10 protein-coding genes are annotated in these 15,030 nt (G+C 61.8%); 5 read left to right on the top strand and 5 right to left on the bottom strand.

The window, feature by feature from the left end; genetic code table 11:
- The first annotated feature begins 1,457 nt into the window (after nucleotides 1-1,457).
- A protein-coding gene (locus U0S50_RS10425; protein WP_322308704.1) for an IS3 family transposase occupies nucleotides 1,458-2,581 on the top strand; the annotation gives its coding sequence in 2 pieces (ribosomal slippage) (nucleotides 1,458-1,710 and nucleotides 1,710-2,581; 1,125 coding nt in all).
- A gap of 64 nt (nucleotides 2,582-2,645) precedes the next feature.
- Here the strand turns inward: U0S50_RS10425 and U0S50_RS10420 are convergent.
- Nucleotides 2,646-3,620, bottom strand: coding sequence for an NAD(P)-dependent alcohol dehydrogenase (locus tag U0S50_RS10420; protein WP_322308703.1), 975 nt, complete (start codon nucleotides 3,618-3,620; stop codon nucleotides 2,646-2,648).
- A 222-nt stretch (nucleotides 3,621-3,842) separates the two neighbouring features.
- On the opposite strand from U0S50_RS10420, the gene U0S50_RS10415 reads away from it, so the two are divergent.
- From U0S50_RS10415 to U0S50_RS10405, 3 genes are all read left to right on the top strand, one after another.
- Nucleotides 3,843-4,319: a hypothetical protein gene (locus U0S50_RS10415; protein WP_322308702.1), complete on the top strand. Its 477-nt coding sequence runs from the start codon at nucleotides 3,843-3,845 to the stop codon at nucleotides 4,317-4,319.
- 37 nt (nucleotides 4,320-4,356) lie between these two features.
- Complete coding sequence (locus U0S50_RS10410; protein WP_322308701.1) at nucleotides 4,357-4,833, top strand: hypothetical protein; 477 nt, start codon at nucleotides 4,357-4,359, stop codon at nucleotides 4,831-4,833.
- 271 nt (nucleotides 4,834-5,104) lie between these two features.
- Nucleotides 5,105-6,811 (top strand): hybrid sensor histidine kinase/response regulator, encoded by a 1,707-nt coding sequence (locus U0S50_RS10405; RefSeq protein WP_322308700.1) that lies wholly within the window; start codon nucleotides 5,105-5,107, stop codon nucleotides 6,809-6,811.
- Here U0S50_RS10405 and U0S50_RS10400 read toward each other — a convergent pair.
- On the bottom strand, nucleotides 6,782-7,474 hold the full coding sequence (locus U0S50_RS10400; RefSeq protein WP_322308699.1) for a response regulator transcription factor: 693 nt from the start codon (nucleotides 7,472-7,474) through the stop codon (nucleotides 6,782-6,784). The genes U0S50_RS10405 and U0S50_RS10400 overlap by 30 nt on opposite strands.
- A gap of 386 nt (nucleotides 7,475-7,860) precedes the next feature.
- Between U0S50_RS10400 and U0S50_RS10395 the strand changes: the two genes are divergently transcribed.
- Nucleotides 7,861-8,295 (top strand): DoxX family protein, encoded by a 435-nt coding sequence (locus U0S50_RS10395; protein ID WP_322308698.1) that lies wholly within the window; start codon nucleotides 7,861-7,863, stop codon nucleotides 8,293-8,295.
- On the opposite strand, the gene U0S50_RS10390 is transcribed toward U0S50_RS10395, so the two are convergent.
- The 3 genes from U0S50_RS10390 to pgmB all read right to left on the bottom strand — a co-directional run bounded on the left by U0S50_RS10390 (nucleotide 8,253) and on the right by pgmB (nucleotide 14,906).
- Nucleotides 8,253-9,518, bottom strand: coding sequence for an MFS transporter (locus U0S50_RS10390; RefSeq protein ID WP_322308697.1), 1,266 nt, complete (start codon nucleotides 9,516-9,518; stop codon nucleotides 8,253-8,255). The genes U0S50_RS10395 and U0S50_RS10390 overlap by 43 nt on opposite strands.
- A gap of 64 nt (nucleotides 9,519-9,582) precedes the next feature.
- On the bottom strand, nucleotides 9,583-11,955 hold the full coding sequence (locus U0S50_RS10385) for a TonB-dependent siderophore receptor (RefSeq protein WP_322308696.1): 2,373 nt from the start codon (nucleotides 11,953-11,955) through the stop codon (nucleotides 9,583-9,585).
- Nucleotides 11,949-14,906: a beta-phosphoglucomutase gene (gene pgmB / locus U0S50_RS10380; RefSeq protein ID WP_322308695.1), complete on the bottom strand. Its 2,958-nt coding sequence runs from the start codon at nucleotides 14,904-14,906 to the stop codon at nucleotides 11,949-11,951. The genes U0S50_RS10385 and pgmB overlap by 7 nt, the downstream gene beginning before the upstream one ends.
- Nucleotides 14,907-15,030 lie beyond the last annotated feature (124 nt).

The following is a 15,030-nucleotide window of genomic DNA, read 5'->3' as shown; positions in this document are numbered from 1 at the left end:
CCGCGTTCGCGGACCATCCTCACCGCCTCAAGCTTGAACTCGCGGCTGAACTTCCTTCTTTGCATTGTGGACCTCCGATAGGTGGAAACACCCTATCTCGGTGTCCACCAAACCGGCAGCAGGCCAGACCAAGTCAGGTCGCCGATCAGCTTAGAGCTTGCACCCCTCGCCTGTATCACTCTTTCCGCCACTGAGAATAGGCATCTCAAATTACTACCTAATCTAATCCAATTATTTGAGGTAGCCATCCGCGTGTCTCGCGCTTTTGGAATTTGACGGGTACCTCAGAGGCTGGCGAGTTTGCATGGAGAAACTATCTTCAGGTTGCAACGATCGCGGGCTCGCCTCGAGCGGCCAAGGCCCCATAGGCTGTAACGATATGACCCCGAGGGACGCATCCGAAATCCGGTGGGGATGGAGCGCAATCTCGAGGCTCATAGCTACGGGACGAAGTTTCGTGTCATTATCGCTTCCAAGAGCTGACAAGGGAGCAAGCGGCTCCGATTTCAAAGACAACCAGTTCTCTTCGCAGGCACAAGCTCGTCACCACAATGGCCTCAAAACTCAAATTATCCGGTGGCATTTCTGATGGTACAACCATATTGAATTTCAAAATATTGCTTTATTATCAGTTTCATGGAGTTAGATGGGGTGCCCGTAGGGGTCACCAGTCAAGCGGTTTATCGCGTTGATTTTTAACGATAAATCACTTTTCCGACCAAATCAGGACCACAATCGTTCCCACATTTTTCGTGGGGCCTGATGGTATCTTTCGGAACATAACGGGACGGAATCGCCCCCGCCAATCAGCTTTACGCAAATGGCTGTGCGGCGCATGATGTATTAAGATCATTTGATTGTCGGGCGTTGGCCGCGAATAGCGAATATGGTGGAAAGCAGGCATTGGAGGTGTCATTACCGACCGATGGTTTTCCTACGCAAGCTGATCCACCCCCGTTCATCAACTATGCTACTTGAGGCGGAAGGGCAGCCCTTGGTCCAGAACCCGTCAGAAGAACAGGTGCGAACGGTAGTTCTCAAATTGCAACGGGGAGGCACGTCTTTTGCTTCACTCACTGACGAGGCAGGAGATTACATACAGGTAGCAGGCAGTCGCCCATGGTGCGTCCTAGAGCGTCGCCGCGTTCAGCCTCCGCAGCATGAGAGAGCTTTTCAGGAGACACGCACACCCAAGTATAAGGATGGTGCGAAAATTCTGACGGGCGCAGGGGAAATCGTTGTGAAGCACGATGAATGGTTCTTGTTAAAGGACGCTGCCGAGGTTTTCGTCGCCTTTCTTCATAAAAATCCGATGCCAGCGCGCGTGAAGTGGCGATCAATGAACGAAACGTTCGGACTGAGGTAAAGAACCGCTTTCAGTGAGGTGACACGGCGAAAGTGGTCCAGACGTAATGTTAGTATTTCCGGCGGATTTTCCTTGAGGAGGAGGTACGTCGATGAAGAAGCAGCGATTTTCCACGGAGCAGATCGTGTCTGTTTTGAAGCAGGCGGAGATGGGGCTGCCGGTGAAGGATTTGATCCGCCAGGTCGGGATCACCGAACAGACCTTTTACCGTTGGAAGCGGCAATATGGCGGGCTGGAATCGGATCAGGTGCGCGAACTCAAGCAGGTGGTTGAAGAAAACGCGCGGTTGAAGCGGCTGGTCGCCGAGCTGAGCCTCGACAAGGCGGTGCTGCAGGACGTGCTGTCAAAAAAGTTCCCCGGCCAGCGCTCATGAAGGATGTTGTAGCCTATGTCGTGTCGTCGCACGGCTACAGCGAGCGCCGGGCCTGCCGGGTGACGCGGCAGCATCGATCGACGCAGCGCAAGCCGAGCACGCGGGATCCACGGACCGAGGTTCGGCAACGGATGCACGAGATCATCGCGACGCGGATCCGATACGGCTATCGCCGTGTCCATGTGATGCTGAAGCGCGAAGGCTGGGGCGTCGGTCGCAACGTCGTTTACCGGCTGTATCGCGAGGAAGGTCTGGCGTTGCGGACGAAACAACCGCGTCGGCGCAAGATGCTTGTGCATCGTCAGGCACGGTGCCAGCCGCAGCGCTCGAACGAGGCATGGAGTCTGGACTTTGTCCATGACCAGCTCAGCAACGGGCAGAAGTTCCGGATGCTGACGGTGGTGGATGTGTTCAGCCGCGAAGCGCTGGCGATCGAGGTTGGGCAGCGCCTGCGTGGTGAACATGTCGTCGACGTCCTCAACCGCCTGGTGCGACATCGCGGGGCTCCGCGATATCTTTTTGCTGACAATGGCGCGGAATTTACCGGTCGGCTGGTCGACTTGTGGGCTTATCACCACCGCGTCAGGATCGACTTCAGCCGTCCCGGAAAGCCCACGGATAATGCCCATATCGAGAGCTTCAACGGCTCGTTCCGGGATGAATGCCTTAACCTGCACTGGTTCGCGTCGATCCCCGAGGCGAGACGCCTGATCGAGGCCTGGAGGACCGACTACAACGTTAGCCGTCCTCACTCGGCTCTTGGCAATCGAACCCCGGCGGAATATCTTGCCGGACCAGAAACTTGGCCTGCCCCGATCGGGGCAGGCCAAGCCGGAAACTAACCCCAGGTCCGGACCACTTTCGCCGTGTCACCTCAACGCAATCGGCTACACGCGAAAGAAAGCCCTAGACGTTGATGACGAGAGACCCGCGCTTGCGCCCACTATCAGCACGGGCATGGGCGGCCGGCAAATCCCCAAAGTCGTAGCGGCTGTCGATTACCGCCCGCACCGCGCCATGCTCGGCGAGGTGGAGCAGTTCGCGCAGGTCGTCGATCCGCTCCGTCGCAGGACCGGCAAGTGAGCGCTTCGTTCCGCGCCGCCGCGCAAAAAGGTCGAGAAGCCCGCCCGCGATGGCCAAATAACGCCCCCCCTCGTTGAGCCTCGGCCGCGCATCGGCAAAGCTGCTCGCCGCGACGGTGTCCACAATGATGTCCCAGCATTGCTGTTCGTCCGTATAGGGTTGTCGCCGATAATCGATGACCGCATCCGCACCAAGTCCCAGCAGCAGAGCGATATTGCCCTCGCTGGTCGATGCGGTGACATGGGCACCCCAATATTTGGCAAGCTGCACAAAGGCCGTGCCGACCGACCCCGATGCGCCCAAAACAAGCATGCGTTCGCCCGACTTGACCCGCGCCCGACGCAGATAGTCCAAGGCGACAAGCCCCCCGAACGGAAGGCTGACCGCGTCGGCAAAGGACAATCCTGCCGGCTTCTCGACCATCAGCGCATCATCGTCGATCAACAGATATTCGGCGTGACAGCCCATTTTGATGCCTCGGACCACAAGAACTTCGTCCCCAACCCGCCAGCGCGTGACACCAACCCCGACAGCGATGATCACGCCGGCCGCCTGTCCGCCCAGCACGGGCTGCCGCGGCCGTCGGAAACCGAACATCGCTCGCCCCATCAGCCGAAATCCGCTCGGCATCCGCTGTGCCCGAATACGGGCATCGGCGGACTCGACGGTGGTTACGCACAGCCCGATCAACACTTCGCCGGGACCAGGCGAGCACAGCGGCGCCTCCTCAAAGCGTAGCACGTCGGGTCCGCCATATGCGCGGCACGCCCAGCGCATCGCCGTTGCTGGATATGTCATCTTGGGTTCCCAGGTCAGACCCCGCAATGGGCGAGGCAACGTCCGGCAGCTATCTTCCGCCCCCCCCTCGGGACAACAAGCGGCAATGTAGCGCTACATGCAAAGGATGGCACCAGCGCGCGGCGGGAAAAGCGTATCGCTACATGTCGATCGTGGACGATGCGGCCTTCGCCACCATAAACTGCCGGGCAATCGAAAACGACCATTATGCCCGAGACTGTCATGACCCAACCCCGTCCTGTCCTCTTCGCTGCCCTGTTGCTGGGGTGCGGGACCGCCGCCTTCGCCCAGCCGCCGCCCGAGGCCGATCGCCCGACAAGCGAGGTCGCCGAAGCCTGGATCGGACATGATGCTGCGGAACTGCTGCGGCAATGGCCCGTCGATCGCGGCTTTTACCAGTCCGAGGACGATAATACGGGCGAGACGATCTATACCTATAATTTCGGCCAGGAGGCCTACTCCTACGACAATCCGGTGACGCAAAACCAGATGGTCGGCACCCACACATCGGGTGGTGTGACCGTCCCCATCTACCAGAACAGCGTTGTCGGATATGACCGAATCGACGTCCCCGCACAGCACCACTGCACGATCGTCTTCGCCGCGAACGAAGACGGGGTCATCCATCGCTACGCCTACACCGGGGTCTATTGCCGCAAATATGCAAAGGGCTGGGGCCGCCCAAAGAAAAGAAAGTAACCGCGTGCCCGCTGCTGCCCATGACAGGAGAAAAAGAGTGACCAGAATTCGCGCCATCCTATCCGCAACCGCCTTTGCCGCGGTTTTGTCGGTCGCCGCGCCTGCGGCCGCAAAGGAGCGATCCGGAACGGTGATTGCGATGGACCCGATCGAGAATCGCGGCGACGACGAGGCTCAATCGACCAAGAAGAAGCGCAGCATCGGGACCGCCATGGGCGGACTGCTCGGGACGGTCGCGGGCGTAAAGGTCGGCGGATCGGTCGGCATGGCAGCGATGACCGCAGGGCCCCAACTCGGCGGAAAGGCGGCACTGGTCGGGGACAAGCCGCTGCCGACCCAATATATGGTCAAGGTGAAGCTGGACAGCGGGAAAACGCTGACATTATCGCAGTACCGCGTGAACCTGCAGGGCGTCGATGTCGGATCCCGGGTCATGGTCGAAGGGAAGGGCGGATCGGCGCGGCTGCGTCCCGTGGCGGACGGAACCACAGAAACGGCGCCGCTCGCGAAATAATGCCGGACAGGAAACGCAATACGCACCGCTACATCGAAAAACAGGTCCGACACGCCCGTTCCGATTAGTAATGCGCGTGCGGACGTAAAGAATCTGCATTCCCCGAAGAGGTCGGCGATCCGGTTCACAAGACCCGGATCGCCGCCTTTTAGACGGCAGTCACCAGTTCAAGCCTAACGCGCATTTCATCTTGCAGGGCCGGGCCGCAGCGGGCAAGCACTGGTCCGGGGGACTTTGACGAGCAGGAACGGGTCGCCGGAGAAAGAGGCGCATGCGCTGGTCCCACTATCTTAATCCGGTCGAATGGTTTCGCCTGCAACCCTCGTCCGCGCCCGACGACATCGCCGCCGAGTTCGGCCAATATCGGGTGCGTTTTGCGATGTGGATCATCGTCACCGGCTATATCATGACATATGCGCTGGTGTTCCAGGACGGCTTTTCCGCCACGCCCTGGGCGGTGCCGCTGCTGCTGGTCTATGTCGTTTTCGGGGCGCTTGCGACACTGATCTGGCTGTTCGCCAAGGCGCGGCCCGGCCATTATCCGATCCGGCGCTTGCTCGCGATCCTGCTCGACACCACGACGCTTGCCTATTCGATCATTTCTTATCCATGGGTCATGATGCCGGTTTATGCTGTGCTGGTGTGGAGCGTGGTCGGCAACGGCCTGCGCTATGGCCGCGCATATCTGGTAATCGCAACAATATTCACCCAGATCGCTCTCGTCTGCGTGTATGTGCTGTCGCCCTTTACCATCGTCGAGCCCTATATGGTGGTCACGCTGTCGCTGACCGCACTCGCTGTCCCGGTCTATGCGTCGCTCCTGCTGTCGCGGGTTGATCGCGCACGGCAGGCGGCCGAGTTGGCCAGCCTTTCCAAATCGCGCTTTTTGGCGCAGGCAAGCCACGATCTGCGCCAACCGCTCCACGCGACCAGCCTGTTCATCGGCAGCCTGCGGGAAAAGGGCCTGAATGGCGAACAAGCCGTCATTGTCGATCGTATCGAGCGGTCGTTGACAAGCGTCACCGACCTGTTCCGCTCTCTGCTCGACGTGTCGATGCTCGACAGCGGCAGATTGACGCCAAAGCGGGAAGTCATCGCGCTCGGGCCGATGCTGACCGACATGGCAGTGCAAAATGGCGCGGCGGTCGAGTGGACCGGCGCCGACCTGCGCGTCGCCCCGACACAGCGCCATATCGTCGCCGACCGCGCGCTGCTGACCTCGATGGTCCAGAATTTACTGTCCAACGCGATAAAATATTCGGGCGGACGATCGGTATTGCTGGGTACCCGAATGCACGGCGGCAAGGTCGCCATAGAGGTTTGGGATCAGGGACCTGGCATTTCCGCTGATCATTTGCCGCGCGTTTTCGATGAATTTTATCAGGTCCGTGAAACTGGCGACCCCGACCGCCAGGGCGTTGGGCTTGGCCTGTCGATCGTCGAACGACTGTCGGGATTGATGGCACTGACCACGCGGATCGACTCGCGCCCGGGCAAGGGAACACGCGTCGCAATCCGCGGGCTGCCACCGGTTGTTGTGAACCCGCCGCCCAGGGCACCCAGTTTCCCGGCCGCACAATTGCCGCTGAACGGATATCGCATCCTGCTTGTCGAGGATGATCGCGACATGTTGGCGGTGGCGGGCGACCTGCTGGCGGGATGGGGGTGCACGGTCGAAGCCCATCTGACCATTCCCGACCGGCTGGCGGAACCGTGCGATATGCTCATCACCGATTTCGATCTCGGCGGCGGCGTCACGGGCACCGACTGCATCGCCTTCTTCCGGTCGCAGGCTGGCAATGCGCCCGTCATCGTCCTGACCGGCCATGACGCCGCACCGATACGCGACAGCATCGGCGACCCCGATGCGATCATCGTCAAGAAGCCGGTTCGCCCGGCAGAGCTTCGATCGCTGGTAGCCGCCGCGCTGATCGGGCGAACACCATTTTCAAGTCGCGTCGAGCAGGCCGAGCGCTAACGCCTTTTCCTTCAACTCGCCCCGTCGGGTCACGCCCAGAAGCCGCATCAGTGCCGACACGTGCGATCGGACGGTAAAGGGGGAGATGTCCAGTTCCCGTGCGATCTCCTTGTTCGACAAATGGCGCGACAGGGCAGATACAATCTCCTGTTGACGCGGCGTCAGTTCGATTCCCGCGCCATGGGTCATGATCGCCCTTTGCCCGGCAGCTTCGTCGGCGCGCTCGACGACATATTCGCCGGCGAGTACCCGCATGATCGCGGCGGCGCAGCGCTGACTGGGCACGGCCTTATTGATAAAACCGTCGGCCCCCGACCGCATCACTTGGGCGATCCGCTCCTCATCATCGATCATCGACACGATGATGATCGATGATCGCGGGCATTTCCGACGAAGCCGGGGCAAGGATACCGAAAGGTCCATCGACGGAAACAGCAGGTCGAGCAGGAACAGCGACGGCGGCTCGTCCACGTCGGCGATCGCGAACACCTCTTCCATGCAGGTGGCTTCGCCAATATCCGCTTCGGGGAAGATGTCGGTCGCCAACTTCGCCAACGCCTCGCGAAACAGCGGGTGGTCATCGGCAACCAGAATCGTCGGCAGCGCATCGGCCGATTGGGGCTGAACCGGTTCAGAAGCCGTGATTTTCGGTGTACTAGTCATGTCCAGATACTTGTCATGGAGGGCACCCGTGCCGATAGTCAAGGGCGTGAAGCCGTTCGGTACGATTGTACCTGCGCCGCGACACAAGGGCACTCCGGGTCGCACCATGGAGGGTCGGCAGCCCGGTCGCAGACCTCCGTCCGGGCTGCCGTACGCCGACAGCGCCAATTGATACTTCGCCTGCTTCGGGGCTTTCACATTCCGCATCGTTCGACCTTTTCGCTGGTGCCGATATATTAGCCGCCCCACGGCAAGGGTTAGCGCGTCCGAACGACATCCCCTGTGAGTTGGATCACTTTCCACCTGCCGTGGACTAGTACGCCCCGCCAGTTGCGCACCCCCTTCCCGCAGGGCACCAAATAGCTCGCAGAAAGGGGGAGAGGATCATGTCTATGCTGACAGGAAGCGCCGCGCCGCCACAACGGGCAGCCCAATCGCTCGACGCCCTGCGGATAGTCGTCGCACTGCTGATCCTGATCCACGGTGTCTATCGCCTGCTCGCGGGCGGCGTCGCGCCATTCGGGATGTGGCTCGAATCGCAAGGCTTTCCTGCGGGCTATATTCTGGCGATGGCGGTGACTTTGGTCGAATGGGTCGGCCCCATTTTGATCCTGCTACGTCACTACGTCGCCATCGCCGCGCTCGTCCATATCGTCATCCTGTCGCTCGGCCTGGTGCTGGTGCATCTTCCGTCAGGCTGGTTCGTCGTCGGCGCCGGACGCAATGGCGTGGAATATAGCGTGCTGCTGATTGCCGGCCTCGCCGGGCTTGCCTGGGCTTACTGGCCGACTGGCGCTGCCGCCAGCACCGCCTCCGCCTGATCGGCGCGGCGGATTTGTCGGCGTAGCAGGTAGAGCCCTGCGGCAAGGATCGCGGTCGGCACCAGCATCAGGGTGAAGGCGGTCCGACCATCGAGATGGGCGAACAACGCCCCGGTGATCAGCGACCCGGTTGTTCCGCCCAATGCCGAGAATACGACCACCAGCCCCATCAGCGGCGGGTGCTGGCGCCCCGGCATCGCGCTTAGGGTGACCGAGATGATCGTGGGATAGACGGGCGCCAGCGCAATGCCGATCATCGGAAACAGAAAGGCTGCGACTGGCGCGTCGCGCCAGTTGTGGATCACACCGGCGGGCACGCCGTCGGCGAGCGGCAGGACCAGAAGGATCAGCGCAGCCAGCACCGCCAGACAGATATTGAGCACCGGATACCAGTCGAAACGCGCCATCACGGCACCGGCAGCGAAACGCCCGATGGCAAGACAGGCCGCAAAGAGGCTTGCCGCCTGGACGCTCATCTGAGCGGGCAGGTGCAGCACCTCCTTGTTAAAGGTCGGCAGCCATGTCTGGATCCCCTGTTCGATCAGCACGAACAGAAAGGCGCAGGCAATGAACACCAGAATGAGTGGCAGCGCGGCCAGTTTGAGCATCGCGACAAAGGGCGCTCCCTCCAGCGCCGCTGTACCTTCGTCTTCGTGCACGCGATGCTCGTCGACCCGCGCCGTCAGCAGCAACAGCAGGGCCAGCCCGGTGATCGCCGCCAGCACCCAATAGGCGTCGAGCCAACGTAGCCCCGTGGGATCGATAAAGGCGCTGAACACCCAATAGGATGACAGAACGCCGACCATGAACATGCCCTCGATCAGGCTGGTCAGGCTGGCGTGAGCGCGCGGATTGTCGGTGACGAGACCGATCATCGAATAAACAGCGACCTTGGCGATGGCGAAAGCCGCGCCGACCATCGCGAAATGCAGCCGCGCGGCGTCGAAGCTGCCAAGAACCGGCATGACGATGCACGCCGCGACCGCAAGCGCCAGCGAAGCGACGAGCGCGCGCTTCAGCCCGATGCGCGCAAGATAGCTAGCGGTCAGGAAAGACACGACCGCGATCGTGATATCCTTGAACCCTTCGAGCGTGCTCGCCTGGGTCTTGGTGACATCGAAAGAGGAAATCGACTGGAGGATGACGGTCCCGACGCTGTTAAGCAGCATCGCAAAAGCCACATAGGTCAGAATCAATGCGGCGATCAGGCGGGTGCGGGCCATAATCTCTCCATGCAACAAAGAGGGGTGGCCGCGAAGAGGCCGCGGCCACCCAAGGGGGAGTTGCCTAGAATTTATAGGCGGCGCTGAACCGGAACGACCGCCCAAGAATCGGTCGCGCGTTGAGTACTTCGCCCCCGGTTTGGCCCAGCGTGCGCGGGTCGCCTTCGGTCAGGCCAATCTTGTTGGTCAGATTATCCGCAGTGACCGCGAACTGCAGGGCATCGTTGACGTCAAGGCGGACACCGGCGTCGATCTTGAAATAGTGCGGCAGTTCCTGCGTGTTCGCCGTGTCGGAAAAACGATCGCCAACATAGGAGAAGGTCGAATAGAGCGAGACCTTGCTGGCGCTGCCGAATTCGATTTCATAGGATGGGGTCACGCGCCACTGCCACTTCGGTTGCCGCTGCACGCGATTGCCGCTGAGATCGACGGTGCCGCCGCCCGCAAAGAAATTCCGATACTTGGCGTCGAGCCACGTTCCCGAAAAAGCGACAGTGAAATTGTCGACCGGGCGGATCTGCCCTTCCAGTTCCAGGCCGGTACTGCGCGCACCGCCGATGTCGGCGACCGGCGCTTCGTTCTGGATCACCGTCGTCACCAGCCCCGTGAACTTGGTGTGGAACAGCGTGGCATAGAGCGACACCATATCGGTCCGCAGCTTCAGTCCGCCTTCGAAATTGTCGACGCGGGGCGACACGAAAATACCATCGCGCAAATTGTCGAAGAAGGGATTGGTGTTGCCGCGGTTATAACGGACATAGGCGCCCACCGAGGACGAAAAGTCATAATTCAGGCCCGCCGTCCACGACCAGGCACTCTTCTTGTAGGCGATGTTGCGAAAGGTGCCGTTGAGCACTGCCGTACCATTGTCATAGAGCGTGTCGGGATCGCCATCGACATCGACGCCGAAGTCATTGTTCTCGAGCGTGCCGGTCGCCTTGTAATGCTGGTAGCGGAGACCAGCGTCGAACCGCAACTCGGGCGTGATCTGATATTCGTCGACCGCATAAAAGGCATGTTCGCGGCCATCATAGGCGGCGTTGACGTTGAAAAAGCTGCCCTGGGTAAAGCCCCGATCGGTCGCGACCTGGCCATTGGCGAGCACAAGGTCGAGCAGGCGGCCGTTATTTTCCGCGGTCAACAGCTGGATATTGCCGAGGTTCCACTGATCTTTCGACGAAAAGTCGGAATAATAGGCGCCGACCGTGAACTTGTTCGCCCCGCTTTCCCATTCGAGCGCAAGGTCGTTGGTGAAATCCTCGATCTGCTTGCGCACGATCCAGGTGCCCGCCCGGATCACCTGCTGGCTGCCGGCGACGGCCTCGCCACCGTTGACATAGCTCAGACTGCCGATCGTGCTGCCCCGCGATGCAGCATAGGCATCTGCGGTCATCGCGGTGCTCGCGGGGACGAGCCCGGTCGTATCGGCATCGCCGTTCAGATAGCTTGCGCGGTAACGGATCTGGAGCCCGTCGCCGATTTCATAATCGAAATTGGTCCCAAGATTGACCAGCTTGGCCCCGCGGCCGTCGGAAAGGTCCGCGCGCGTCCCGTCTGGAAGCAGGCTGAGCCGCGTTTCGGGTCCGGCGAGGACACCGGTGCCCGGGTCGATATTGCCGAACTGGCGCACCTTGTTGCCGTCACGCACGACCGGAATCGGCAACAGCCACTGGCCATGATCGTTGAGGTAGCGCGCAAAGACGAGGATCGACCCCCGATCGAGATCATGGCGGACGTTTGCGGTGATCTGGCCGCCTTTTTCGGCGGTGAAGCCCGGACTACGGATCCCTTCGCCGCTTGCGTAATAGCCGCCGATCATGAAGCTGGTGCTGTCGCCCAGCGGACCCGACAACAGCATGTCGCCGCGCAGATCGCCATAGTCGGTGACGCTGGCCTTCACGAGGCCTTCAAAATCGCGCCCGCCTTCCTTCTGGACGAAGTTGACGGTCAACCCCGGCTGGCCGTTGCCGAACAACGCGCCGGTACCGCCGCGAACGGCCTCGACCCGCGCGATCGTCTCGTCGATACGGATAAGCTGGGTATTTTCCAGGAACGACAGTGTCGGCGGCGAAAAGAAGGGGACCCCCTGAACCGTCAGCGTGACGAATTCGGCATCACCGCCCGACGGATATCCGCGCACGAAGATATTGGCGCCATTCTGGCCGCCCGAGCTTTCAGCCGACACGCCGGGGATGACCTTGAACAGGTCGGCGGTGCTGCTCGGCGCGGCGCGGTCGATCGCATCCGCACCAATGCTGGTGATCGCAAAGGCCGCGTCCTGGCGATTGACCCCGCCACCGGCGGTCCCGGTTACGATGATTTCCTGATCGTCATATTGGTCGGTCTGTTCGGCCGCCACGGGCGCTTCCTGGGCATAAGCCATCGACGGCAGCGCGATAAGCGCAATCGACGACAGCAGCTGGGCTGACTTCAACATGGTAATTCCTCCACTTTGCCTGTTCTGCTCTTTCCGCCAGCCGCCGTCGCCCGGCCCTGTTCTACCGACAGGATCTGGGCGAGCGACAAATGGCCGATGGCGGGAACATGCAGGTCGGCATCGGGCAGCGCCTCTTCTGACCCGATACCAATCGCCACCATGCCCGCCGCATGGATGGCTGCAATTCCGGCCCTGGCATCCTCGACGCCTATGCATTGTTCGGGCGCAAGGCCCATGCCGGCGGCACAGGCCAGGAAAATGTCGGGCGCGGGCTTTGCATGAGCGACCGCGCCTGCGTCGGCGATGAAATCGAACTCGCCCGCAATCCCGAGCAGATGCACGACATCGAGCGCGTTGCGGCTGGCGGATGCCAGGCCGATCTTCATCCCGGCGCCACGCAGGTCCGCAAACAGCGACCGCACGCCATCAAACAAATTTGCGGGCGAATAGGTCGCCAACCGCGCGCGATAGAGGGCATTTTTCTCCTCAAGCATCGCCGCGAAAACCCCGTCATCGACCTGCGCCCCCTCCAGGATCAACCGCAGCGATGCCGCGCGATCGACCCCCTTGAGGCGATGATTGGCGGCGCGGTCGAAGCGCAGCCCATGACGGTCGGCGAGCGCCTGCCACGCAAGATAATGATCCTCGGCGGTGTCGGTCAAAACACCGTCGAGGTCGAAGATCACCCCCCGCGTCGCCGGGCGCGCGACAAAGCGCGGCGCAGCCTCGACCCGCACCGGCCGCCCGCAATCCGCGACATCAAAGGGTGCGCCCGACAGCAGGCGATAAGTCGCCCCCTTCGCATCGACGCACAGCTCCGCGACGCTGCCCCGCCATCGAAAACGAAAGCTGTATCCCCGCCAGGCGGCGGGCAGCGACGGCCGAAAACTCGGCACCGCCCCGCCAAGTCGCAGCCCGCCCCAGCCGTGCACGAGCACCAGCCAGCTTCCGGCGAGCGCCGCCATATGAAGGCCGTGCGAGGTGTTGTGGTGACGATCCTCCAGATCGACGAACGCGCCATCGCGGTGGAAATGAAGCGCGCGCTCCTCCTCGCCCAACCGCGCCGCCGATATGGCGAAGGCCACCGACGATAGCGTCGAATCATGCGCGGTCACGCGATCATAATAGTCGAGGTTTCGTCGCTGCAGCGTCAGCGGCAGATCGACAAGGTCCATCGCCATCGCCTGGACGACGTCGCCCTGCTTGCACACCTGGTGGCGGAACAGCACCATGGGATGATAGCGCATCAGCAGCGGCCCGCCCCCGCCGCGCGATGCGAGCCCGGGCAGTTCTGGACGGGCGAGAAAGGCGTCGTCCTGCGGACACACGCCGCTTTTGGTATCGACCGGCAACCACATTGCCTCAGCGGCCCGGCGCCAGGTCGCAATCTCCGTTTCGTGGAGGTCGATCCGTTCCGCCAGCTCCGCTAAATCACCGGGCGATACCGCGCCCAGCCAGTCGGCTGTGTCGGCGGCAAAGGCCAGATGACGACGCGCGATCGCGTTGGTGTAATAGTCATTGTCGACCAGCGCGGTATATTCATCGGGGCCGGTCACGGCATAGATGCAAAAGGCCCCGCCGCGGCGCTTGTCAAACGCGCCGATGTCGATCCAGATTCGCGCGGTTTCGAACAACATTTCAGCGCAATCGCGCCGAAGCGCCTCGTCCCCCGTCGCATCGACATACAGCGCCAGCGCATGGGCGATATCGCCGTTGATATGATATTGCGCCGACCCCGTGGGGTAGTGCGAAGAACATTCGGCCCCCGCGATCGTCCGCCAGGGATAGAGCGCGCCCCGCCCATGCCCCATCGCGGCAGCATGGGCGCGCGCCGCGTCCAGCTTTCCGCGCCGATAGTCCAGCAGCGTGCGCGCCCGGTCGGGCGCCTGGAGCGCCAGGACGGGCAACATGAACGCCTCGGCGTCCCAGAAATAATGCCCCTCATACCCCTCGCCCGACAAGCCCTTGGCCGCGATGCTGTGATTGGGGTCGCGACTTGCCGACTGATGGAGCTGAAACAGATTGAAGCGCAGCGCATCGGCGAGCGTATCGTCGCCGTCGATCGACAAAGCCGCACCCGCCCATAACGCATCGACCGCCACGACCTGTTCGGCGGCAATTTCATCGAAGGATTGCGGCGGCGCGGCGGATGCCATCAGCTCGACCGGGCGGCCCCGCGCCGAAGCGACATGAACCACCCGGTCGACGGCCAGAACCTCGCCAGCGGCCACCCGCCCCCACACGGCATGCCCAGCCGCGACGGCGGCGACCCGCGCGCTCGGCGCATGGACATGCTGACGATAGGCCAGCTCGACGACATCCTGTCCGAACCGGGTGACATCTTGGTCCCCACCCGGCGTGTTCGAACGCAAGACCCAGGCCGAATCCAGCCGCGCCGCGATGCGGGGATCATTGGCGTCGGCCGCCGCCCCCGCCTGGGTTCCAAAGGTCAGGAAAAGTTCGACGTCGGCATCGAAATCGACCGGCACGATCCGAAGGCGCGTCGCCACACAGGCTTCGCCGCCTAGCGGCACGATGCGCCGAACCTCGATATCGATATGTCGTCCGTCGACAAGCCGCCACCGGGCATGCCGACGCAGCTGCCCCGACGCCAGGTCGAGCATGCTCGTTATGTCGACCAGCGTTGCAGCCGCAAAGTCGACCGGCGTGCCGCCGATCGACAGGCGCAACAGGACGGGGCTGGGACATTTGATCCGCGTATCTGTCGCGGTCGCATAGCCAGGAAAGCTCTCATGATAGGCGATGGGGCGACGGACATAGGCGTCGGGCACGTAACAGGCCGGGGCATCGGCGAGTTCATCGAGCACCCCGTCAACGCCGATCAGGCCATTTGCGAGCGCGAAGAGAGCAGGAGCCGTGGCATCGGTCGCGGCATCACCCCGCCGAACCAGACGCACCGCATCACAACCTGCCCCCAAAGTCGCCATCATCACCCTCGCCCACGGCACGCCGTTCCCCGGCGCGCCTTTCAGCGACGGTTTCGGACAAAATGGTATCGATGTCAAGATATCGATACCATTTATGGAAACGCTTAGATTTTCCGGCGTTTCTTCT

It is taken from the genome of Sphingopyxis sp. (genome assembly GCF_034380315.1).
Classification (GTDB): Bacteria; Pseudomonadota; Alphaproteobacteria; order Sphingomonadales; family Sphingomonadaceae; genus Sphingopyxis.
This window is presented reverse-complemented; position numbering and strand designations above follow the sequence as displayed.